Source organism: Streptomyces sp. NPDC001920 (assembly GCF_053594495.1).
In genome coordinates, this window is sequence record NZ_JBSFEP010000016.1 from 94,075 (window position 1) to 116,216 (window position 22,142).

General features: G+C 70.2%; 20 protein-coding genes and 1 tRNA gene. 11 read left to right on the forward strand and 10 right to left on the reverse strand.

Features of this window, described 5'->3' with window-relative positions; translation table 11 throughout:
• Window positions 1-2 precede the first annotated feature (2 nt).
• The 4 genes from eno (at window position 3) to ACWCPI_RS26800 (ending at window position 3,476) form a co-directional block, all read left to right on the forward strand.
• Complete coding sequence (eno, locus tag ACWCPI_RS26785; RefSeq protein ID WP_388807858.1) at window positions 3-1,283, forward strand: phosphopyruvate hydratase; 1,281 nt, start codon at window positions 3-5, stop codon at window positions 1,281-1,283.
• A 97-nt stretch (window positions 1,284-1,380) separates the two neighbouring features.
• Window positions 1,381-1,857 (forward strand): FtsB family cell division protein, encoded by a 477-nt coding sequence (locus ACWCPI_RS26790; protein ID WP_451040534.1) that lies wholly within the window; start codon window positions 1,381-1,383, stop codon window positions 1,855-1,857.
• A 111-nt stretch (window positions 1,858-1,968) separates the two neighbouring features.
• Window positions 1,969-2,508, forward strand: a complete 540-nt coding sequence (locus ACWCPI_RS26795; protein WP_451040535.1) for a DUF501 domain-containing protein — start codon at window positions 1,969-1,971, stop codon at window positions 2,506-2,508.
• On the forward strand, window positions 2,505-3,476 hold the full coding sequence (locus ACWCPI_RS26800; protein ID WP_451040536.1) for a Ppx/GppA phosphatase family protein: 972 nt from the start codon (window positions 2,505-2,507) through the stop codon (window positions 3,474-3,476). The genes ACWCPI_RS26795 and ACWCPI_RS26800 overlap by 4 nt, the downstream gene beginning before the upstream one ends.
• Window positions 3,477-3,560: 84 nt before the next feature.
• On the opposite strand, the gene ACWCPI_RS26805 is transcribed toward ACWCPI_RS26800, so the two are convergent.
• Entirely contained in the window at window positions 3,561-3,803 is a 243-nt protein-coding gene (locus tag ACWCPI_RS26805) for a hypothetical protein (protein ID WP_451040537.1), read from the reverse strand.
• A gap of 552 nt (window positions 3,804-4,355) precedes the next feature.
• On the opposite strand from ACWCPI_RS26805, the gene ACWCPI_RS26810 reads away from it, so the two are divergent.
• Together ACWCPI_RS26810 and ACWCPI_RS26815 are read left to right on the forward strand one after the other, a co-directional pair.
• The gene (locus ACWCPI_RS26810; RefSeq protein ID WP_388807868.1) at window positions 4,356-5,747 is read left to right on the forward strand and encodes an NAD(P)/FAD-dependent oxidoreductase; all 1,392 of its coding nucleotides are present in this window, start codon (window positions 4,356-4,358) and stop codon (window positions 5,745-5,747) included.
• 182 nt (window positions 5,748-5,929) lie between these two features.
• Window positions 5,930-7,243, forward strand: a complete 1,314-nt coding sequence (locus tag ACWCPI_RS26815) for a class I SAM-dependent methyltransferase (RefSeq protein WP_451040538.1) — start codon at window positions 5,930-5,932, stop codon at window positions 7,241-7,243.
• A 72-nt stretch (window positions 7,244-7,315) separates the two neighbouring features.
• Here the strand turns inward: ACWCPI_RS26815 and ACWCPI_RS26820 are convergent, their stop codons facing one another.
• Together ACWCPI_RS26820 and ACWCPI_RS26825 are read right to left on the reverse strand one after the other, a co-directional pair.
• Window positions 7,316-9,850: an ABC transporter permease gene (locus ACWCPI_RS26820; RefSeq protein ID WP_451040539.1), complete on the reverse strand. Its 2,535-nt coding sequence runs from the start codon at window positions 9,848-9,850 to the stop codon at window positions 7,316-7,318.
• Window positions 9,850-10,620: an ABC transporter ATP-binding protein gene (locus ACWCPI_RS26825; protein ID WP_388807874.1), complete on the reverse strand. Its 771-nt coding sequence runs from the start codon at window positions 10,618-10,620 to the stop codon at window positions 9,850-9,852. Before ACWCPI_RS26825 ends, ACWCPI_RS26820 begins: the two co-directional genes overlap by 1 nt.
• Window positions 10,621-11,033: 413 nt before the next feature.
• On the opposite strand from ACWCPI_RS26825, the gene ACWCPI_RS26830 reads away from it, so the two are divergent.
• From ACWCPI_RS26830 to ACWCPI_RS26840, 3 genes are all read left to right on the forward strand, one after another.
• Window positions 11,034-11,117: transfer RNA gene (locus ACWCPI_RS26830), tRNA-Leu, on the forward strand.
• A gap of 179 nt (window positions 11,118-11,296) precedes the next feature.
• Window positions 11,297-12,472 carry a 4-hydroxybenzoate 3-monooxygenase gene (locus ACWCPI_RS26835; protein ID WP_451040540.1) on the forward strand — a complete coding sequence of 392 codons (1,176 nt, stop codon included), beginning with the start codon at window positions 11,297-11,299 and terminating at the stop codon, window positions 12,470-12,472.
• A 214-nt stretch (window positions 12,473-12,686) separates the two neighbouring features.
• Window positions 12,687-13,583 carry a Bax inhibitor-1/YccA family protein gene (locus tag ACWCPI_RS26840; RefSeq protein ID WP_451040541.1) on the forward strand — a complete coding sequence of 299 codons (897 nt, stop codon included), beginning with the start codon at window positions 12,687-12,689 and terminating at the stop codon, window positions 13,581-13,583.
• 81 nt (window positions 13,584-13,664) lie between these two features.
• On the opposite strand, the gene ACWCPI_RS26845 is transcribed toward ACWCPI_RS26840, so the two are convergent.
• A complete protein-coding gene (locus ACWCPI_RS26845) occupies window positions 13,665-13,895 on the reverse strand; it encodes a DUF4287 domain-containing protein (protein ID WP_030049879.1) in 231 nt (76 codons plus the stop codon).
• A 94-nt stretch (window positions 13,896-13,989) separates the two neighbouring features.
• On the opposite strand from ACWCPI_RS26845, the gene ACWCPI_RS26850 reads away from it, so the two are divergent.
• Window positions 13,990-14,301 (forward strand): hypothetical protein, encoded by a 312-nt coding sequence (locus ACWCPI_RS26850; RefSeq protein ID WP_451040542.1) that lies wholly within the window; start codon window positions 13,990-13,992, stop codon window positions 14,299-14,301.
• An 86-nt stretch (window positions 14,302-14,387) separates the two neighbouring features.
• On the opposite strand, the gene ACWCPI_RS26855 is transcribed toward ACWCPI_RS26850, so the two are convergent.
• The 3 genes from ACWCPI_RS26855 to ACWCPI_RS26865 form a co-directional block, all read right to left on the reverse strand.
• On the reverse strand, window positions 14,388-15,209 hold the full coding sequence (locus ACWCPI_RS26855) for a hypothetical protein (RefSeq protein ID WP_451040543.1): 822 nt from the start codon (window positions 15,207-15,209) through the stop codon (window positions 14,388-14,390).
• 284 nt (window positions 15,210-15,493) lie between these two features.
• Window positions 15,494-16,714 (reverse strand): acetyl-CoA C-acetyltransferase, encoded by a 1,221-nt coding sequence (locus ACWCPI_RS26860; RefSeq protein WP_451040544.1) that lies wholly within the window; start codon window positions 16,712-16,714, stop codon window positions 15,494-15,496.
• A gap of 212 nt (window positions 16,715-16,926) precedes the next feature.
• The gene (locus tag ACWCPI_RS26865) at window positions 16,927-17,979 is read right to left on the reverse strand and encodes an SGNH/GDSL hydrolase family protein (protein WP_451040545.1); all 1,053 of its coding nucleotides are present in this window, start codon (window positions 17,977-17,979) and stop codon (window positions 16,927-16,929) included.
• Between the two features lie 159 nt (window positions 17,980-18,138).
• Here ACWCPI_RS26865 and ACWCPI_RS26870 point away from each other — a divergent pair, with 159 nt between their 5' ends.
• Window positions 18,139-19,527 (forward strand): cystathionine beta-synthase, encoded by a 1,389-nt coding sequence (locus ACWCPI_RS26870; protein WP_388807885.1) that lies wholly within the window; start codon window positions 18,139-18,141, stop codon window positions 19,525-19,527.
• A 461-nt stretch (window positions 19,528-19,988) separates the two neighbouring features.
• On the opposite strand, the gene ACWCPI_RS26875 is transcribed toward ACWCPI_RS26870, so the two are convergent.
• The 3 genes from ACWCPI_RS26875 to ACWCPI_RS26885 all read right to left on the reverse strand — a co-directional run bounded on the left by ACWCPI_RS26875 (window position 19,989) and on the right by ACWCPI_RS26885 (window position 21,914).
• Window positions 19,989-20,429: a hypothetical protein gene (locus tag ACWCPI_RS26875; protein WP_451040546.1), complete on the reverse strand. Its 441-nt coding sequence runs from the start codon at window positions 20,427-20,429 to the stop codon at window positions 19,989-19,991.
• A 247-nt stretch (window positions 20,430-20,676) separates the two neighbouring features.
• The gene (locus ACWCPI_RS26880; protein ID WP_451040547.1) at window positions 20,677-21,624 is read right to left on the reverse strand and encodes a DUF389 domain-containing protein; all 948 of its coding nucleotides are present in this window, start codon (window positions 21,622-21,624) and stop codon (window positions 20,677-20,679) included.
• Between the two features lie 41 nt (window positions 21,625-21,665).
• Window positions 21,666-21,914: a hypothetical protein gene (locus ACWCPI_RS26885; RefSeq protein ID WP_451040548.1), complete on the reverse strand. Its 249-nt coding sequence runs from the start codon at window positions 21,912-21,914 to the stop codon at window positions 21,666-21,668.
• Between the last annotated feature and the right edge of the window lie 228 nt (window positions 21,915-22,142).

Below are 22,142 nucleotides of genomic sequence, written 5' to 3' on the forward strand. Positions count from 1 at the left end.
TCGTGCCGTCCATCGACGTCGTCGTAGCCCGGGAAATCCTGGACTCCCGAGGCAATCCCACGGTCGAGGTCGAGGTCGGCCTCGACGACGGCAGCACGGGTCGTGCCGCCGTCCCGTCCGGCGCCTCCACCGGCGCCTTCGAGGCCATCGAGCTCCGCGACGGTGACCCCAACCGCTACCTCGGCAAGGGCGTCGAGAAGGCCGTCCTCGCCGTCATCGAGCAGATCGGCCCGGAGCTGGTCGGCTACGACGCCACCGAGCAGCGCCTGATCGACCAGGCCATGTTCGACCTGGACGCCACCGACAACAAGGGCTCCCTCGGCGCCAACGCCATCCTCGGCGTCTCGCTCGCCGTCGCCCACGCCGCCTCCGAGGCCAGCGACCTCCCGCTCTTCCGCTACCTGGGCGGCCCCAACGCGCACCTGCTGCCGGTGCCGATGATGAACATCCTGAACGGCGGCTCGCACGCCGACACCAACGTGGACATCCAGGAGTTCATGATCGCCCCGATCGGCGCGGAGACCTTCTCCGAGGCGCTGCGCTGGGGCGCCGAGGTCTACCACACCCTCAAGAAGGTGCTGAAGCGCAAGGGCCTGAACACCGGCCTCGGCGACGAGGGCGGCTTCGCCCCGAACCTGGACTCCAACCGCGCCGCCCTCGACCTCATCCTGGAGGCCGTCAAGGAGGCCGGCTACACCCCCGGCGAGCAGATCGCCCTGGCGCTCGACGTCGCCGCCTCCGAGTTCTACAAGGACGGCGTCTACGTCTTCGAGGGCAAGGAGCGCTCCGCCGCCGAGATGACGGACTACTACGCGGAGCTCGTCGACGCGTACCCGCTCGTCTCCATCGAGGACCCGCTGTTCGAGGACGACTGGGACGGCTGGAAGACCATCACCGAGCGCCTCGGCGACAAGGTCCAGCTCGTCGGCGACGACCTGTTCGTCACCAACCCCGAGCGCCTGGCCCGCGGCATCGAGGAGGGCGCCGCCAACGCCCTGCTGGTCAAGGTCAACCAGATCGGTTCGCTCACCGAGACCCTGGACGCCGTCGAGCTGGCCCAGCGCAACGGCTTCAAGTGCATGATGTCCCACCGCTCCGGCGAGACCGAGGACGTCACCATCGCCGACCTCGCCGTCGCCGTGAACTGCGGCCAGATCAAGACCGGCGCCCCCGCCCGCTCGGACCGCGTCGCCAAGTACAACCAGCTGCTGCGCATCGAGGAGATCCTCGACGACGCCGCGGTGTACGCCGGCCGCAGCGCCTTCCCGCGCTTCAAGGGCTGAGCCGTAAAGGGTCAATCCTTAGCCAGTCGTACGTACGTCCCCGTACCGGTCCCGTACCGTGTGCGGGGACGTACGCGTGTGAAACGGGAGGCGGGACATGGCCGTCAAGGACCGGGACCGGTTCTCCACCGCGACCAGGATCCGGTTGCTCGGCGAGCAGACGGCTGCCCGTGTCTACCGCTCCCAGACCAAGCGGCAGGCCCGGCGCTCCAGGCTCACCGGACGCGCCGCCCTGCTCGCGCTGGTCGTCTGCTCCATGGTGGTGGCGCTGGCCTACCCCATAAGGCAGTACGTCTCCCAGCGAGCCGAGATCGCCGACCTGAAGCGCCAGAAGCAGGAGGCCGCCGAGCGGGTCGAGCAACTGCGCGACACCAAGGCACGCTGGCAGGACGACGCCTATGCCGAGCAGCGGATCCGGGAGCGGTTGCACTATGTGATGCCCGGCGAGACCGGGTTCGTCGTGATCGACCCGGACGCCGCCAGGCAGTCGCGGACCGACCAGGGCGCGGCCGACCGCCCCTGGTACACCAACATCTGGGACGGGGTCGACAAGGCCGACGCCGCCGACCACTGAGACCAGCGAGACCGAGAAACCGGCGAGAGCAGCGAGGCCGGCCGGTCCGGGTGAACCGATCGCCCGGAGCGGCCGACCCGTCGCCGGCGAGAAACCGATAGAAAGACAGGCATGGAAACGCCCCCGCCGCCCACCCCGCGCACCGAGCCCACCGACACGGACGTCGAGGCATTCAAGCAGCAGCTCGGGCGTCCGCCGCGCGGGCTGCGCGCGATCGCGCACCGGTGCCCGTGCGGACAGCCGGACGTCGTCGAGACGGCCCCGCGCCTGCCCGACGGCACGCCCTTCCCGACGCTGTACTACCTGACGTGCCCCAAGGCGTCGTCGGCGATCGGCACGCTGGAGGCGAACGGCGTGATGAAGGAGATGACGGCGCGGCTGGAGACCGACCCGGAGCTGGCCGCCGCGTACCGTGCCGCGCACGAGGACTACATCCGGCGCCGGGACGAGATCGAGGAGCTGAAGGGCTTCCCCAGCGCCGGTGGCATGCCGGACCGGGTGAAGTGCCTGCATGTGCTCGTGGCGCACTCCCTGGCCGCGGGCCCCGGAGTCAACCCGCTCGGGGACGAGGCCCTCGCGATGCTGCCCGAGTGGTGGCGCAAGGGAGCCTGCGTGACGCTCCCGGAGGCGTCCGAGGGGGACGCTCAGTGAGCCGTGTCGCCGCCATCGACTGCGGCACCAACTCCATCCGGCTCCTCGTCGCCGACGCCGACCCGCTGACCGGGCAACTCGTCGACCTGGACCGCCGTATGACGATCGTTCGCCTCGGCCAGGGCGTGGACCGCACGGGCCGGCTCGCTCCCGAGGCTCTGGAGCGGACCTTCGCGGCCTGTCGCGAGTACGCGGCGATCATCAAGGAGCACGGCGCGGAGCGGCTGCGCTTCGTGGCGACCTCCGCCTCGCGGGACGCCGAGAACCGCGACGAGTTCGTGCGCGGGGTCCTGGACATCCTGGGCGTCGAGCCCGAGGTGATCACCGGGGACCAGGAGGCGGAGTTCTCCTTCACGGGGGCGACGAAGGAGCTGGCGGGCCGGGAGGACCTGCACCGGCCCTATCTCGTCGTGGACATCGGCGGCGGCTCCACCGAGTTCGTCGTCGGCGAGGAGCACGTCCGGGCGGCACGGTCCGTGGACGTCGGCTGTGTGCGGATGACCGAACGTCACCTGGTCCGGGACGGCGTCGTCTCCGACCCGCCCTCCGCGGAGCAGATCGCGGCGATGCGGGCGGACATCGAGGCGGCCCTCGACCTCGCCGAGGAGACGGTGCCGCTGCGCGAGGCGCGCACGCTGGTGGGGCTCGCCGGGTCGGTCACCACGGTGTCGGCGATCGCCCAGGACCTGCCCGAGTACGACTCGACCCGCATCCACCACTCGCGGATCACCCGCGACCGGGTCCGGGAGATCACCGACTGGCTCCTGCACTCCACCCACGCCGAGCGCGCGGCCGTACCGTCCATGCACCCGGGGCGGGTCGACGTCATCGCGGCGGGTGCCCTGGTGCTGCTCGCCATCATGGAGCGGATCGGCGCGGAGGAGGTCGTGGTCAGCGAGCACGACATCCTCGACGGCATCGCCTTCAAAGTGGCGGAGGACGCCGAGGGCGGCCGGCCCGGCGGCTGACCGTCCACCCGCGAACGGCACGGAACGGCCCCGGCACCTCCCAGAGGTGACGGGGCCGTCGTCTATGCCCACGGGGGCTGTCCGTCAGTTGCAGAGAAGGACGATGAGGCCGCTGCACCCCCCGTCGTCGCCGTGGTGGTGACCGTGGTGGTGGCCGTGGTGGTGACCATGGCCACCGGCCGCGGCCTTGGTGGCGACGGGGTGGACGGGTGCGGCCGCGGCGGAGGCGGCCGACGCTGCCCCCAACGCCAGGGCAATGCCCAGGGCAGCGCCGACAGAGACTATTCGCGAGGTGGCCCGCTTGAGGGCTCGGTGTGTGGTGATCATGACTGAACGTTATGCACCGTTGTGTCCACTTGGCGCGCCGAGTGCGGCCGACGGGTGAACGGCGCCTGCGGCCGCCCCCGCGAGAGGTGCGCGAGGGGCCGTTCCCGACTGGTCAGCGGGCTGCGCGGGTGAGCGCGCCGACCGGCGTACGAGCGCCTCCGAGGGGGCCTCGCGGGCCCCGTTTCGGCCTCGCGGGAGCGCCCGCCCGGGAAAGTTCGTGAAGTTCTTCACAAGGAATTCGGCCCTCCCGAAGCATGGACAGGGGCCGGTTGACCCTTCCGAGGGGTGAACAGGCCCTTGAACATGTTCAGATGGCCGGTGTATGAGGGGCTGGGGAGGTCGCCCTCGGAGGGTGTTTCCGGCCGCTCACAGGGGGTCCGACGAGGCAGAGAGGCAGCTCACGCGGCATTGACAACGGGTCACGGGGTGGGCCGGTTCCCGATCGTGACCATGACCTGCGTCACGCGGGCCGGGGAGTGTAGCACAGGGCATGGAAGAGCTTGTGAAGGGGCGCACGAGCGACCCCCCTGGAGCGGGTGGATACTCGATGGCATGAGCACCACGGAGCGTCCCAGGATCCTCGTAGTAGGCGGTGGGTACGTAGGCCTGTACGCAGCTCGGCGCATCCTCAAGAAGATGCGCTACGGCGAGGCGACCGTCACGGTCGTCGACCCCCGGTCGTACATGACCTACCAGCCCTTCCTCCCCGAAACCGCCGCCGGCAACATCTCCCCGCGCCATGTCGTCGTCCCGCTGCGACGCGTGCTGCCGAAGGCGGAGGTGCTCACCGGCCGGGTCACCACCATCGACCAGGACCGCAAGGTCGCCACGATCGCCCCGCTGGTCGGCGAGGCGTACGAGCTGCCCTTCGACTACCTGGTGATCGCGCTCGGCGCGGTCTCCCGCACCTTCCCGATCCCCGGCCTCGCCGAGCAGGGCATCGGTATGAAGGGCATCGAAGAGGCCATCGGCCTGCGCAACCACGTGCTGGAGCAGCTGGACAAGGCCGACTCCACGACCGACGAGGAGATCCGCCGCAAGGCGCTCACCTTCGTCTTCATCGGCGGCGGCTTCGCGGGCGCGGAGACCATCGGCGAGGTCGAGGACATGGCCCGTGACGCGGCGAAGTACTACACCAACGTGTCCCGTGAGGACATGCGGTTCATCCTCGTCGACGCCGCCGACAAGATCCTCCCCGAGGTCGGTCCCAAGCTCGGCCAGTACGGCAAGGCGCACCTGGAGGCCCGCGGGGTCGAGGTCTACCTCTCCACCTCGATGGACTCCTGCGTCGACGGCCACGTCGTGCTGAAGAACGGCCTGGAGGTCGACTCCAACACCATCGTGTGGACGGCCGGCGTCAAGCCGAACCCGGCCCTGGCCCGCTTCGGTCTGCCGCTCGGCCCCCGCGGCCACGTCGACTGCGAGACGACCCTCCAGGTCAAGGGCACCGACTACATCTGGGCCGCGGGCGACAACGCCCAGGTCCCGGACCTCGTCGGCCGCAAGGCGGGCAACGAGAACGCCTGGTGCCCGCCGAACGCCCAGCACGCGCTGCGTCAGGCCCGCGTCCTCGGCGACAACGTGATCTCCGGTATGCGGGGCTTCCCGCAGAAGGACTACGAGCACGCCAACAAGGGTGCGGTCGCCGGTCTCGGCCTGCACAAGGGCGTCGCGATGATCGTCATGGGCAAGATGAAGATCAAGCTCAAGGGCCGTCTCGCCTGGTACATGCACCGTGGCTACCACGGCCTGGCGATGCCGACCTGGAACCGCAAGATCCGCGTCTTCGCCGACTGGACCCTCGGCATGTTCCTCAAGCGTGAGGTCGTGGCGCTCGGCGCGCTGGAGTCCCCGCGCGAGGAGTTCTACGAGGCTGCCAAGCCGGCGCCGGTGCCCGCTGCGGCCAAGCCGGAGAAGACCGAGGAGAAGGCCAAGGCCTCCTGACCTCGTCCGGTCGCTGAACGAACCGAGGGACCTCCCGCCATCCGTGGTGCGGGAGGTCCTTCGGCTTTTCCGGCCGCCGTCCCGGTGTTTGCCCAGTCGTAACGCGCGTGGGGGACTGCGCCCGGCCCCTGCGGGTGTTTTCGTGGTGTTGGACATTCCGACTCCCATCGGAGGTGTGCGCCATGGCTGACGCCGCGCAGCGGCTGCAGGGCCTTCTCGAACAACTGCTGGGAACACCCCTCCCGGTGCGCATCCGCGCCTGGGACGGTTCGCAGGCGGGGCCGCCGGGCGCGCCGACCCTCGTCGTCCGCAACCGCCGTGCCGTGCGCCGGCTGCTGTGGAAGCCGGGCGAACTGGGCCTGGCCCGCGCCTGGGTGGCCGGAGACCTCGGCATCGAGGGCGATGTGTACGCCGCCCTCGACCTGCTCTCGGGGCTGGTGTGGGAGCGCGGGGAGGACGCCCGCGGTCTCGCGGAGACCCTGCGCGATCCCGAGACGCGCGCCGCCGTCCGCGGCCTGATCCGGATGGGCGGGGTGCCGCTGCCCCCCGCACCGCCGCCGGAGGAGGTCCGCCGGCAGCGCGGCCATCTGCACACCAAGCGCACCGACAAGCGGGCCATCAGCCACCACTACGACGTCGGCAACGACTTCTACGAGATCGTCCTCGGCCCGTCCATGGTGTACTCCTGCGCCTACTGGCCCGCCCCGCCTCCGCGGGGCACCCTGGAAGCCGCCCAGCGCGACAAACTCGATCTCGTCTGCCGCAAACTCGCCCTCAGACCCGGCCTGCGCCTGCTCGACGTCGGCTGCGGCTGGGGCTCCATGGCCGCGCACGCGGCGCGTGAGTACGGCGTGAGCGTCGTCGGCATCACCATCTCCCAGGAGCAGGCGGTCTACGCCCGTAAGCGCGTCGCCGACGAGGGACTCACCGACAAGGTGGAGATCCGAGTCCAGGACTACCGGGACGTCGCCGACGGGCCGTACGACGCGATCTCCTCCATCGGCATGGCCGAACACGTCGGCGCCGAACGGTACCTGGAGTACGCCGATGTGCTGCACCGGCTGCTGAAGCCCGGTGGGCGGCTGCTGAACCACCAGATCGGCCGCCGTCCGCAGCGGGACGAATCCTCCTACCGCGTCGACGAGTTCATCGACGCCTACGTCTTCCCCGACGGCGAGCTCCAGCCGATCGGCACCACCGTCACCCAGCTGGAGCGGGCGGGTTTCGAGGTGCGGGACGTGGAGTCGATCCGCGAGCACTACGCCCTGACCCTGCGCCGCTGGGTCGCCAATCTGGAGGCCGGCTGGGACCGGGCCGTCGCGCTCAGCGGCCCTGGCCGCGCCCGCGTCTGGCGGCTGTACATGGCCGCCTCGGCGCTGGCCTTCGAGCGCAATCGCATCGGCGTCAACCAGGTCCTGGCCGTCCGGGCGCCCGACTCCGGTGACTCCGGGATGCCGCTGCGCGCCCGCAGGTGGACCGAGGGCGAGCGCGGTTGACCCGGATGCAAGCGGAAGGGCCGGGCTCCCCCGTGACGGGGAGGCCCGGCCCTTCGGTGGGGTGGGAGGTGGTCACTCGGCCTTGATCGCGTTCAGCACGTTCAGCCGTGCGGCGTTGCGGGCCGGCCACAGCGCCGCCAGGACGCCCACCAGACCGGCCAGCGCCAGGAAGATCCCGATCCGGTCCCAGGGCAGCACCAGCGCGTAACCCGGGACCTGGTCCGCGAAGGTCTCACCGATCGCCCAGCCGAGGAACGAGCCGAGACCGATGCCGACCACCGCGCCGAACACCGAGATGACCACGGCCTCCAGCCGGACCATCCGCTTCACCCGGCGCCGGTCGAGACCGATGGCCCGCAGCATGCCGATCTCCTGCTGCCGTTCGAAGACCGACATCGCCAGGGTGTTGACGACACCCAGCACGGCGATGATGAGGGCCATCGCCAGAAGGCCGTACATGATGTTCAGCAGGGTGTTGATGGCACCGCCGAACTCGTTGCGGATGTCCTGCCGGTCCATGACCTTGATCGCGGGACTGTCGCCCAGCGCGTCGACGAGAACCTTCTCGTTGGCCGCGGACTGGCCGCCGTCCACCTTCACGAAGATCTGCTGGATGGACGGCTGCACCTCGTGCGGGTTCACGACCTTCGTGTCGACGAGGACAGGGGAGAGGAACTCGCTGTCCTTGAAGACGGCCCCGACCGTGAGCGTGTCCTTCTTCTCGTCGCCGAAGGTCACGGAAACGTTCTCGCCGGGCTTCCAGCCCTTGCTCTTGGCCGTCTTCTCGGCGACCGCGATCTCGCCCCGGGCGAGCGAGCCGATGTCGCCGCTCACGACGTCGACGTTCAGGACCCGCTCGATGTCGCCCGGTGTGACCGCCGAAGCGGACACGTAGTCCTCGTCACCGACCTGGAAGTAGACGCTCTGCTGCGGTGATACCGCGGAGACGCCCTTGGCCTTCTCCAGCGCCTTCAGCGCGGACTCGTCGAGGGACCCGCCGTTCGCCATCGAGACCATGTAGTCGGCCTTGATGTTGTCCGTGGTCATCTTGTCGATGGCCGTGCCGACCGTGGCACCGAGCACCGAGAGGCCGGTCACCAGGGTCAGTCCGATCGCCAGCGCCGAGGCGGTGGCGCCGGTACGGCGCGGATTGCGGACCGCGTTCAGGCCGGCCAGCTTGCCCGCCACCCCGAAGGGGCCGACGAGCAGCGGGCGGACGAGCGCGATCACGGGCCGGGACAGCAGCGGGATCAGGATGATCACACCGACCAGCGCGAAGAACGCGCCCGCCGCGATGTACATCCGGCCGCTGTCGCCGCCGGACGAGGCACCCGCCATGATCCCGACCGCGCCGAGAGCGGTGACGGCCGCGCCGATGGAGTTGCGGACCACCAGCGACTTGGTGGTCGCCGCCGCGTGGACGCTGCTCATGGCCGCCACCGGCGGGATCTTCGCTGCCCGGCGGCCGGGCAGCCAGGCGGCGAGCATGGTGATCAGCACACCGACGCTGATCGCGGCGAGCACCGGCGTTGCGGACAGGATCAGCGGGCCGTCCGGGATCTTCATGCCGAACGCGGCCATTCCGGACCGCAGCCCGACCGCGAGACCGATGCCGAGGACGAAGCCGATCACCGACGCGACCAGGCCCACCACCGCGGCCTCGGCCAGCACCGAACGGGTGACCTGCCGGCGCGAGGCGCCGACGGCCCGCATCAGCGCGATCTCCTTGGTGCGCTGGGCGACCAGCATCGTGAAGGTGTTGGAGATCAGGAAGATCCCGACGAAGAGCGCGATGCCCGCGAAACCGAGCAGCACCTGCTTGAGCGAGCCCATGCCCTGTTCGATCTGCTCGGCCTGCTCGTCCGCGAGCGCCTGGCCGGTCTTGGCCTCGGCGCTGTCCGGCAGCAGCGGCTTGACCTGGTCCAGGATCTTCGTGTCGGAGGCGCCGGGGGCGGCGGTGACGATGGCGCTCGCGAAGTAGCCCGGCTTGAGGTACTGCTTCTGGGCGACCGCGGTGTCGAAGAGGACGAGGCTGCCGCCGGCGTTCACGGCGCCGTCCTCGGTGGTGAACACGCCGCTGAGGGTGTACTCCTTCACGGGCCCGTTGGTGGCGACCCGCACCCGGTCGCCGACCTGGTACTCGCCCTTGGCCGCGGACTCCTCGTCCAGCGCGATCTGATCGTCCTTCACCGGGCCCGAGCCGTCGGTGAAGGTGTAGGCGGGGTCCTTGCCGTCCTTGCCGGGGGCGAAGTTGGAGCCCTTGTTGGACCAGCCGACGCCGATCAGCTTCCCGTCGGGGTCGGCGACCCCGGCGAAGCCGTCGACGCGGCCGTAGGCAGCGGCGACGCCGTCCACCGAGGAGATCTTGTCGAGGGTCTCGCGGGAGAGGCCGGGCTCTTCCTTGGCGTTGTCGGGGTCGGCGTAGGAGGTGACGGCGACGGCGACGTCGTCGTAGCTCTTGGCCGACTGGTTGCGGAAGGCGTTGGAGAGGGTGTCGGCGAAGACCAGGGTGCCGGAGACGAACGCGACGCCGAGCATCACGGCGAGCACGGTCATCAACAGCCGGGCCTTGTGCGCGAGTACGTTGCGCAGGGCGGTGCGGAACATCAGCTGGTGCGGCCCTTCGCGTCGAACTGCTTCATGAAGTCGAGGACGTTGTCCGCGGTGGGCTTGTACATCTCGTCGACGATCCGGCCGTCCGCGAGGAACACCACCCGGTCCGCGTACGCCGCGGCCACCGGGTCGTGCGTCACCATCACCACCGTCTGCCCCAGCTCCCGAACGGAGTTGCGCAGGAAGCCGAGCACCTCGGCGCCGGAGCGCGAGTCGAGGTTTCCGGTCGGCTCGTCACCGAAGATGATCTCGGGCTTGGAGGCCAGGGCGCGGGCGACGGCGACGCGCTGCTGCTGGCCGCCGGAGAGCTGCGCGGGACGGTGGCTGAGGCGATCGGCCAGGCCGACCATCCGGATGACCGAGTCCACCCACTGCTTGTCCGCCTTGCGGCCCGCGATGTCCATCGGAAGGGTGATGTTCTCCAGGGCGGTCAGCGTGGGCAGCAGGTTGAACGCCTGGAAGATGAAGCCGATCTTGTCGCGGCGCAACTTGGTGAGCTGCTTGTCCTTCAGGGAGCCCAGCTCGGTGTCGCCGATGCGCACGGAGCCGGAGGAGAAGGTGTCCAGCCCGGCCACGCAGTGCATCAGCGTGGACTTGCCGGAGCCGGACGGGCCCATGATCGCGGTGAACTCGGCCTGCCGGAACTCGACGGAGACCCGGTCCAGGGCGACCACCTGGGTCTCGCCCTGTCCGTAGATCTTCGACAGATCCGTGGCACGCGCGGCCACGGCGGTGGTCCGGCCGGCGATGGATGAGGTGGTCACGAGTGAAACGCTCCTGAGGGACGACGATGTGTTCGAAGGACTCATCCATCGTCCCGGTCGTGAGCCGCCGTGTAGTCAGTCGCTGTTCCGGTTCCGAAGACAGACTGCGGATGGACCGGACGGCGTCGCGTCATACCTGAGGATGACGAGGACCCCTGATGAGCCGACAGGCCGCCGGCTGCCCGCCCTCGCGTCGGAACAGGTGGAGCGTCCTGCTTTGGACGGTGAAATTCCGTCATTCCGCATGCGTCACGCACCGTCACACGCAAGGCTATTGGCAAGTGCGGATGGCGTGTTCCTGGGGCTGATGCACCCTCAGACGTCAATAAAATAAGACAACATCGGTCCGCCCGTCCGCTGTTCGGGGGATGCATCCCGATAGGCTCGGGACCTCGATGCGGAGCCCATGGCCTGCCCAGATGGTGGAATGCAGACACGGCGAGCTTAAACCTCGCTGCCCCTTCGCGGGCGTGCCGGTTCAAGTCCGGCTCTGGGCACTTCCGATCACCACTTCCTCCCCGCCGGGCTCCCCTTCGTGGGGGCGTCGCCCGTTCAAGAGTTCGCGTAAGACCGTTGACAGCAGACGTGTGCGGTCGGAGACTCACGTCAGAAGGTGGTGAATGAAATTTCACCACACGAACGCACGGGCAGCGGTCCACGGAAGAAGGGACGACCGATGCGCACCACCGTCGGCATCATCGGAGCAGGCCCCGCCGGGCTCCTCCTCGCCCGGCTGCTCCACAACGCCGGCATCGACTCGGTCGTCCTGGAGAGCCGCGACCGCGCCTACGTCGAGAACCGCCAGCGGGCCGGGATCCTGGAGCAGGGCACGGCGGACGTGCTGCGCGCGGCCGGCGCCGGGGAGCGCATGGACCGCGAGGGGCTCAGGCACGACGGAATAGAGCTGCGCTTCGCCAGGCGGCGCCACCGCGTCGACTTCCCCGCCCTCACCGGCGGCCGGTCCGTGACGGTCTACGCCCAGACCGAGGTCTGCAAGGACCTCATCGCCCTCCAGCTCAAGGAGGGCGGCCCGCTGCTGTTCGGGGCGGAGGCGCTGGCCGTGGAAGGCGCCGACACCGGGAACCCGCGGGTGCGCTTCCGCCACCAGGGCGTCGAGGACGTCCTCGTCTGCGACTACGTCGTGGGCTGCGACGGCTTCTGGGGCGTCTGCCGAGGAGCGATCCCCGCCGAGCTGACCCAGGTCTTCGAGCGGACGTACCCCTTCGGCTGGCTCGGCATCCTCGCCGATGTCGCCCCCTCGCACGACGAGCTGGTCTACGCCCGCCACGACCGCGGCTTCGCCCTTCTCTCCATGCGCTCCCCGTCCGTCTCCCGCCTCTACCTCCAGGTCCCCGAGGGCACGGACGCGCGGAGCTGGGCCGACACGGAGATCTGGGACGAACTGGAGCGCCGGTTCGAGACCGCCGACGACTGGCGCCTGGAGCGCGGCCCCATCACCCAGAAGTCGGTCACACCCATGCGCTCGTACGTCCACGAGCCCATGCGGTACGGCCGCCTCTTCCTGGCCGGCGACGCGGCGCACATCGTGCCGCCGACGGGTGCCAAGGGGCTCAATCTCGCCGTCGGGGACGTCGTCACCTTCGCGCGGGCGCTGACGCACGAGAAGGAGACGGGTTCGGCCGAGCTCCTCGACGCCTACTCCGAGACCTGTCTGCGCAGGGTCTGGCAGGCCGAGCGGTTCTCGTACGACATGACCACGCTGCTGCACCGCGCCCCCGGCGCCACACCCTTCGAGGACCGGCTCCAGCTGGCGCGACTGGAGCGGCTCACGGGATCGCGGGCGGCCGAGACGGACCTCGCCGAGGGGTACACGGGGTTTCCGTTCGGGTGAGCGCACGCGGGGTCCGGGCGAGTGATCTCCGATCGGTTCCGGCCACGTCGCAGCTTGGTCATGAATGATCCCCTCCGTGGCTGGGAATCACCGAGCCGCGTAGCGTGTTGCGCAGCACGACGAGGGAAAGATCCTCCCCAAGCACTAGGGTCAATCCTTTGCCTACCTATTACTCTTGAGCCAAGGCCACGCACGGTGGCCATGGAGGAGTGAAATGAGGAGCAGCAACCCGGTCTTCTCGCGACGGGGGTTCAGCCGCGACAACGGCTACGCGGGCTTCAACACCGCGCCGCAGGCCGGGGGCGCCGCTGTCGGCACGCAGGGCAACCCGTACGCCCAGCCGCAGGCGGGCAACCCGTACGCGCAGAACCCTTACGCCCAGCAGGACCTTCAGTACGGCGCGCCGCCGCAGGCACCGGCCACCACCGGCAGGATGACGATCGACGACGTCATCCTGCGCACCGGCACCACGCTCGGCACGCTCATCGTCACGGCCGCGCTCGCCTGGGCGCTGCTGCCGGTCGACGCCGCGAACATCAACCGGTCCTACGGCATCGCCATCGGTGCCGGTCTGATCGGCATGGTGCTGGCGCTCGTGCAGTCCTTCAAGCGCAAGGCCTCGCCGGCACTCATCCTGGCGTACGCCGCGCTGGAGGGTGTCTTCCTCGGCGTCGTCTCCAGCATCGTCGACACCCACATCGCCAGTGGCGCGGCCATGCAGGCGGTGCTCGGCACGATGGCGGTCTTCGCCTCGGTGCTGGTGGCGTACAAGGCGGGCTGGATCCGCGTCAACCGCCGCTTCGTCGGTTTCGTGATGGCGGCAGCCCTCGGCTTCATCCTGCTGATGGCGGTCAACCTGCTGTTCGCCGTCTTCGGCGGCGGTGACGGCCTCGGCTTCCGCAGCGGCCCGCTCGGCATCGTCTTCGGCATCGTCGGCATCCTGCTCGGCGCCTGCTTCCTCGCCCTGGACTTCAAGCAGGTGGAGGACGGCATCGCCTACGGCGCGCCGCGCGAGGAGGCCTGGCTCGCGGCCTTCGGTCTCACGATGACGCTGGTGTGGATCTACATGGAGTTCCTGAGGCTCATCTCGATCCTCAACAGCAGCGACTGACTCTCGACGCCGTAGCGCGACGACGGTCGTAGGCGAAAGGGCCCCGGGTTCGTCCCGGGGCCCTTCGTCGTCTGTGCGCGCCTAGAGGAATTTGCGCGCCGCCCTCCTCAGGTCGTACTCGTGGACGATCGCCTTCGCGTGGCCGTACGCGAGGTCGTACTCGTGGCGAAGCCAGCTGACCTTCTCCTCGAAGCGAACGAGGGCCGGTCCTTCTTCTACGGTGCGGAGCCAGTCGGAGACTTCACGACCGGTGCAGTGGGGGATGCGGGCGAGCATGTTGCGGTGGGTCTCCTCGGAGAGGACGTGGGACATCGGCGCCTCCGGACGCAAAGGGGATGTAAGCCGGTCCTTCAGGTCACCGTGCCTGAGCGTTCGCCCGTTGGCAACAGTCGCGTACGCTCACGGCGTGGTTGATACGACGCCTCTGACTAGTGCCGTTGATCATTTCGCTGATCGTCTGCGGGCCGCGCCGCAGAGCCGGCTGCAACGAAGTGCGGCTTCGGAGGCGCTGGGACTGGCCAGAGAGCTGGCCCGCAGGGCTCAGCTCCTGGAGACGCCAGGAGTGGAGCCCCGGGTCATGCCGGACGCCGGGATGTTTGCGGCGGCGGACCAGATCACCGTCGCCGTGCACGACTTGGCGACGGTGATCGAGACGGAGGCCGAAGTCCTGGAAGCGGTGCGGCTGGTGGAGGAGGCGCAGAAGCGGGCGGGGGTGTGATCCGCGGCCCCCGGCCCAGGGCCCGCCGTTCGGATCATGCCGGCGTCGCGGTCCCTGGAGGGACGGGCCCCTGGAAGGACGGGTCCCTAGAGGGACGCTATGACCCGGTCCGCCAGGATGTAGACGTTCTCCCCGCCGCACGCGAAGGTCAGCGTGTAGGCGCCGGAGACTCCCGACCCGCCCAGCAGCACCGGCGTCTCGCCCGCACGCAGGGCCGCCGCCAGCCGCTCCGCCGTCTCGCGGTGGCCCGGCGTCATGCACAGGGTGGTCCCGTCGGCGAAGACGTAGACGTCGAGGGTGCCCAGCGGGCCCGGCCGGACATCGGTCAGTTCGACGGCGGACTCGGCCAGTTCCTCAAGGGCGGCCACGGTGCGCTCGTGGTCGTTCACGGCCGGTGAGGAGACGGGGACGAAGTCCGGGTGGGAGGGGTGGCGGCGGCGCGCCGCGGCCAGTTCGGGTGACTCGCTGGGGGTGGCGCCCTGGACGAAGTCCTTGGCGGCCACCTCGTCGGCGTCCGCGCTCGGCTCCGTCACCGGCTCCAAGTGCTCCAGGCCCGCGAAATCGGCCTGCCGGGGCAGGAACAGCTCGCTGTCGGACAGGCCCAGCAGCGTGGGCGCGTCCGCGGCGTCGCGGGACTCCTGGGCGGCCCAGAAGGCACGGGCCTCGGCCAGTTCCCGCTCGCGCTCCTCGGCGAGTGCCTCGGCCACGGCCGCGCGTATCTCATCGGCGTCCGCGGAGATGCGGGCGGGCGGGACGAGACCGCGGGCCGCGGTCGCGTTGCTCTGTGCCAGCTCGGTGTGCAGGGCCGCGACCTGTCGACGCAGCACCATGAGGGTGCGCAGGACGGCGACGCCCACGGCGCCGGTGGCGGCCGTGGTGAGCAGCAGGGCGATGGGCATGGCGCTCACTGACGTACTCCCGGTTCAAAGTCGACCCCCGACTTCCTACATCAGCTTGAAGGGCGGACTATCCAGCTGTCAGTGCGTAACGTCACGAAACGGACAGGTCTTTGGGCCTGGGGTTTGGTGGTGCAACGGCTCTGAGCTGCACGGATCCCTCCATGGAGGGAGATAGGTCACATCCTGGGGGAGATTGGATCACAAAACGGCCCAGAACCAAGGGGTTTCCCGGGTTCTGGGCCGAAGCCTCACGCTGGGTCGTTACTTGACTACGCGGAGGGTTTCCCGGTGCCTCAGCTCAGGCGCTCGATGACCATCGCCATGCCCTGGCCCCCGCCGACGCACATCGTCTCCAGGCCGAACTGCTTGTCGTGGAACTGGAGCGAGTTGATGAGCGTGCCCGTGATGCGGGCACCGGTCATGCCGAAGGGGTGACCGACGGCGATGGCGCCGCCGTTGACGTTCAGCTTGTCGAGGTCGATGCCCAGGTCGCGGTAGGAGGGGATCACCTGGGCGGCGAACGCCTCGTTGATCTCGACCAGGTCGATGTCGTCGATCGTCAGGCCGGCCCGGCGCAGGGCCTGCTGGGACGCCTCGACCGGACCGAGGCCCATGATCTCGGGCGACAGGCCCGAGACGCCGGTGGAGACGATGCGGGCGAGCGGGGTCAGGCCGAGCTCACGGGCCTTGGTGTCGGACATGATCACGACCGCTGCGGCGCCGTCGTTGAGCGGGCAGCAGTTGCCGGCGGTGACCAGGCCGTCGGGGCGGAAGACCGGCTTCAGGCCGCCGACCGCCTCCACGGTGACGCCGGCGCGGGGGCCGTCGTCCTTGCTGACGACGGTGCCGTCGGGGAGCGTCACCGGGGTGATCTCGCGCTCCCAGAAGCCGTTCTTGATGGCTTCCTCGGCGAGGTTCTGGGAGCGGACGCCGAACTCGTCCATGTCCTGACGGGTGACGCCCTTCCAGCGGGCCAGGTTCTCGGCGGTCTGGCCCATCGCGATGTAGGCGTCCGGCACCAGGCCGTCCTCACGCGGGTCGTGCCAGGTGGTGCCCTCCTGCTCGGCGACCGCGGCGGTGCGGGCCTCGGCCTCCGCGAAGAACGGGTTGTGCGTGTCCGGGAGGCTGTCGGAGTTGCCCTTGGTGAAGCGGGAGACCATCTCGACGCCGGCCGAGATGAAGACATCGCCCTCGCCGGCCTTGATGGCGTGCAGCGCCATGCGGCTCGTCTGCAGCGACGAGGAGCAGTACCGGGTGATCGTGCAGCCCGGCAGGTGGTCCATCCCCATCTGCACGGCGACGATACGGCCGAGGTTGTTGCCCTGCTCGCCGCCGGGGAGGCCGCAGCCGAGCATCAGGTCGTCGATGTCGCGCGGGTCCAGCTCGGGGACCTTGGCGAGGGCGGCCTGGATGATCGTGGCGGTGAGGTCGTCCGGACGCAGGTCTTTCAGGGATCCCTTGAAGGCGCGGCCGATGGGGGAGCGGGCGGTCGAGACGATCACGGCTTCGGGCATCACGGCTCCAGTCGAGAGGTGCGGGCGCGCAGCGCCTCGTTCAGGGGTGGTGGTCGGGCGGCGGTGGGCATACCGGAGGGTCGGACAGGGCTGTGAGGGAAGTTACCTGCACGTAGCGCAGGGGTCACGGGCGTGGCGGTGTGACCCTTGCCGCAATTTTCTAAGCGCTTGCTTGGCTCGGGTGGGCGGTCTCCCGGAACGGGGCCTCGTCCTCAGGGTCCCTCGGCGGCGGAACCCCCGTACAGACTGGACGGCGTGGACGCCGGCTCCACCTCCTGCACCCGGCGCCGACGGCGCCTCTTGAGCAGGGCCCACGGGCCCTTCGGGCCGGTCGGCATCGCCGCCGTGACCTCCGTGCCCGCCTCCGACGCGGCCTCCGCGGCCGCGCGGGCGACCGGCAGGAAGCCCTCGCGACGGGTGACGTCGGGGCGCTCCTCCTCCGCCGGCCACAGGCCCAGCGCCGCGCACACCGTCGGCAGGACCGCCATGGCCGCGGTGGCGTAGCCCTCCGCCGAGGGGTGGTAGTTGTCGGGGCCGAAGAGCTCACGCGGGTTCGCCGCGAACTCCGGGCCCAGCAGATCGCCCAGCGACACCGTGCGCCCGCCCTGCTCGACGACGCCGATCGTCTGGGCGGCCGCCAGCTGCCGGGACGCCCGGCGGGCCAGCCAGCGCAGCGGCTGCTGGACGGGCTCGATCGTGCCCAGGTCGGGACAGGTGCCGACCACGACCTCCGCGCCGGCCGTGCGCAGCCGCCGTACCGCCGCGGAGAGGTGCCTGACCGAGCGCGTCGGCGGCATCCGGTTCGTGACGTCGTTCGCGCCGATCATGATCACGCAGATGTCGGGCGTCAGGGCCGGGTCGGCGAGCACCAGGGCCACCTGGCGGTCCAGGTCGTCCGAACGTGCGCCCGGCAGCGCCACGTTGCGCAGCAGTACCGGCCGTTCCGCCACCGCCGCCAGCCCCGACGCCAGCAGCGCCCCCGGCGTCTGCCCCGCCCGGTGGACGCCCTGCCCGGCGGCGGTCGAGTCACCCAGCATCGTCAGCCGCAGCGGCGCCGCGCCGACGGTGCCGTACAGACGGCCGTACCGGCCGTCGGCGTTCGGCACGTGGTTGTCGGTGCCGTTGCCCACATGGCGCCTGGCCAGCCGCACCTCGGCGAGGAGCAGACCCACGCCCGCCGCACCGACCAGCCCGATCCCGCCGCCGCCGTACGCGGCGCCCGCCGCGATCCGCCGGGCCACCCTCGCCCTCGACATGCTCGTCATGCGTCGCCGCCACCTCCTCGTAGCCGTACATCAACTGCTTGCCCCGCACGGACCGTGGCCCAATCCCAACGAGCAGTGAACGACCGTCATGGGCTCCGCGCAGGCCATAGGCTGGCGGAACCACTAAGACCATTTCTTTTGCAGCATCCGGAGACAACGGTGCATTTCCACGACTCGATGATCAGCCTCGTCGGCAACACCCCGCTGGTGAGGCTCAACAACGTGACCAAGGGCATCCGGGCGACCGTCCTTGCCAAGGTGGAGTACTTCAACCCGGGCGGCTCCGTGAAGGACCGCATCGCCCTGCGCATGATCGAGGCGGCGGAGGAGAGCGGCGCGCTCAAGCCCGGCGGCACGATCGTCGAGCCGACCAGCGGCAACACCGGTGTCGGGCTCGCCATCGTGGCTCAGCAGAAGGGGTACAAGTGCATCTTCGTGTGCCCCGACAAGGTCAGCACCGACAAGATCAACGTACTGCGGGCCTACGGCGCCGAGGTGGTCGTCTGCCCGACCGCCGTCGACCCCGAGCACCCGGACTCCTACTACAACGTCTCCGACCGGCTGGTCCGTGAGACGCCCGGTGCCTGGAAGCCGGACCAGTACTCCAACCCCAACAACCCGCTGTCCCACTACCACTCCACGGGCCCCGAGCTGTGGGAGCAGACCGAGGGGAAGATCACCCACTTCGTGGCGGGCGTGGGGACGGGCGGCACCATCTCCGGCACCGGCCGCTATCTGAAGGAGGCCAGCGACGGCAAGGTGCAGGTCATCGGCGCCGACCCGGAGGGCTCCGTGTACTCCGGCGGCTCCGGGCGGCCGTATCTCGTCGAGGGCGTCGGCGAGGACTTCTGGCCCACCGCCTACGACCGGACCGTCGCCGACGAGATCGTCGCCGTGTCGGACAAGGACTCCTTCCAGATGACCCGGCGGCTGGCCCGCGAGGAGGGTCTGCTGGTCGGCGGTTCCTGCGGCATGGCGGTCGTGGCCGCGCTGGAGGTCGCCGAGCGGCTCGGCCCGGACGACGTCGTGGTGGTCCTGCTCCCGGACAGCGGCCGCGGCTACCTCTCCAAGATCTTCAACGACGAGTGGATGGCCGACTACGGCTTCCTGGAGGACGAGGGCCCGAGCGCGCGCGTCGCCGACGTCCTCAACGACAAGGAGCACGGCGCCATCCCGTCCCTCGTCCACATGCACCCGGACGAGACGGTCGGTCAGGCCATCGAGGTGCTGCGCGAGTACGGCGTCTCCCAGATGCCGATCGTGAAGCCGGGCGCCGGTCACCCGGACGTCATGGCGGCGGAGGTCGTCGGGTCGGTCGTCGAACGTGAGCTGCTGGACGCGCTGTTCACCAAGCGGGCCTCGCTCGACGACCCGCTGGAGAAGCACATGTCGGCCCCGCTCCCGCAGGTCGGCTCCGGTGAGCCGGTCGCGGATCTGATGTCCGTGCTGGGCGCGGCCGACGCGGCGATCGTCCTCGTCGAGGGCAAGCCGACCGGTGTGGTGAGCCGTCAGGACCTGCTGGCCTTCCTCGCCAAGGGCGGGAAGTAGCGGCGAACGTGCGGTGGACGGGCGCGTCCGGAGCGAACCCACGATGACCGGGGCTGCTCGCAACGTCGCGGAACTGGTACGAGCGCGTCACGTTCACGCAGCACCCGCTTAACACGGGTCCGGCAGATTAGGGGATGTCGGCAGGGCGGCGGCACCGCCCGGGTGTTGAGCACTCGGGGAGGCTTCCCGCCCGGTCGGCGCCGAACGGCGCCAAGGACCTCCGGAGCGGCTCCCGGACCTCCATGGACGCCACGGACGCGCAAGCCCGGCCCTGACCCGGCCCGCGTCCTTCGCGGGGACCGCCGTCGTCCCGCCCCCCGGCAACGGGGGAGCGGCGGTCCCCGCGCAACCTCCTTTGCGGCTGAGCCGCCGCCGCTCTCGCGGACGTGGTTGCCCGCCGTCGGGGTTCCTCAAGCGATGGTTGCGGCAGTCGTCGTCTTCTTCCGGCGACTTGGGGCCGGTCAGTCCTCCCAGCGGTCCCCGTCCTTCGCCGGCCTGCGCCGCCAGCCGCGGAAGAGGCCGGGGTTGGTACGGGCGGCCTGGACGACGTTGATGCCGACGATGCCGATCCAGGCGACGAGCAGACCGCGCAGGCCGGCGACACCGCCGCCGATGCCGGACAGCGGGATCGCCATGACCAGCGAGATGATGCCGAATCCGAAGCGCTCCCCGAAGGAGTCCGTCGTCTCCGGGGACCGGGCTCCCCGGGCCGCCGCCATCTGCTGCTCGGCCACCTGACGGCGCATCCGGCGCTCGACCGCCCCGTCGATGCGCTGGTCGACCTTCTCCATGAACGAGTCGACCAGCGCGGACTCGTACTCCTCACCCAGCTCCCTGCGGGCCTGCAGGGTGGCGTTGAGTTCCTTCTTGAGCTCGGTGTCCCGCGCGTCCATTCCCGTCATGCCACCCACGGTAGGCAGCGGGGACGAGCGGTGCACTGGGGTTAGCCCCCCTGTCGGTGCGGGGGACGCCGGGAGCGGGGGAGCCCGCCGTGGCCCTTTCCCGGTCGTGGCCTTTCCCGGTCGTAGGGCGCGGCTCCGGTCATAGGCCGCGGCGCCGGTCGCAAGCCGTGTCTCCGGTCGTGGCCTGTCCCCGCCTGTCTCCGGCCGTGGCCCGTCCCCGGCCACAGCTCGTTCCAGGGCCCGGGACCTAGGAGGGGGACTGGATGCGCAGCCCGAAGCGTGCCCAGAGCAGACGTTGGATCAGCAGCGTGAGGACGCCCGCGATGATCATGCCCGCGAGGTTCACGCCGAGCTGCTTGAGAGACGCCCCCACCTCCCCCCAGTGCGCCAGGGGGATGGCGACGGCGATGTTGCCCGCGGCCGGTACGGTCGTGACGGAGATGAAGACCCCGACCAGCACGGAGGACTTCCCCGCGGTCAGCGACAGGATCCCGGCGATACCCGCCAGCAGCGCCACGATGAACGACCAGCGGTCGGGATGCGCGATGAACTCCGTCATCGGCCTGTCGTCCAGCATGTCCGGCGTGATCCAACCGAGCAGGCGGCTGACACCGGCGCACACCGTGGCGACGGCGATCGCGACCGCGAAGCCCACCACCAGCGCACGCACGGCGGCACCCATGAGCGCGGGCCGGCGCCGCAGGACCGCGAAACACAGGGCGGCCACCGGGCCGAACTCCGGACCGAGCACCATGGCGCCGACGATCAGGATCGGCTGGTCCAGGAGGACACCGATGGCCGCGATCTGCGTGGCCAGAGCCAGGAACGCCAGGTAGGACCAGCTCAACCTGGTGTCGGCGGTGACACGAGCCTCCAACTCCGCCCACACCACGGCGTCCTGCGGATCTCCGGGCGCAGCCTTCTCGGCCCTGTCCGCCGCTGCCGAGATCGCGAGGTCGATCTGCTCGACCGTGATCGAGCCACTGTCCTCAAGGCCCAGTTCGCGCAGCTGGTCGAGTATCGCGTTCGCTGCCTCCCTGGTGACGACGAACTCGACCACATCGCCCTCAGGCGACGTGGCGGCACCGGGGAACTTCACGACATTGACGGCTCCCGGGCAGTCCAGGGCGGTGCGAAGCACCTCTGCCGTCCGGTGGGCGGGACTGATGACTCGTACATGCAACACGCTGCGCATTGTGCCCCGTCCGCTTCGCCACCGGAACGCGCGGTGGCGGGTCAGTTCGCCGATCGCCGGCCCAGCACCTGGGCCACCAGCAGACCGGCCAGCAGGGCCCACGCCACCACGCCCCCGCCCATGTGAGGCCAGCCGAGAGCGGCCAGGACCACGGCTGTCAGCGAGCCACCGGCCCAGGCGACCCGGTCGGTGACGAACGTCCACTCCCGTCGAGCGCTGCCGGGATCGCGCAGCTCCAGCACCGCCGCCCTGATCACCAGCGCGGCGGCGATGATCACCACTGTCGTCACTGAGGGGTCCACAGCCGGATTCCTCCGCTTCGTGTTCCGGGGGCCGCAAGGGTCGGCCGTGCGGGCGGTCGACGGGGTCGCGGTGTCCGACCAGTGTGCGCTCCGGGCCCGGCCCGTCGGCCCCGACGGAAGCAAGTGGCCCCTTGCCGGACTGTATGAGGTCATGCAGAGTTCTTGATGTCTGAATAGATCGGCCTCCGGAGTGAGGGGTGAGTGGGGCTCATGTCG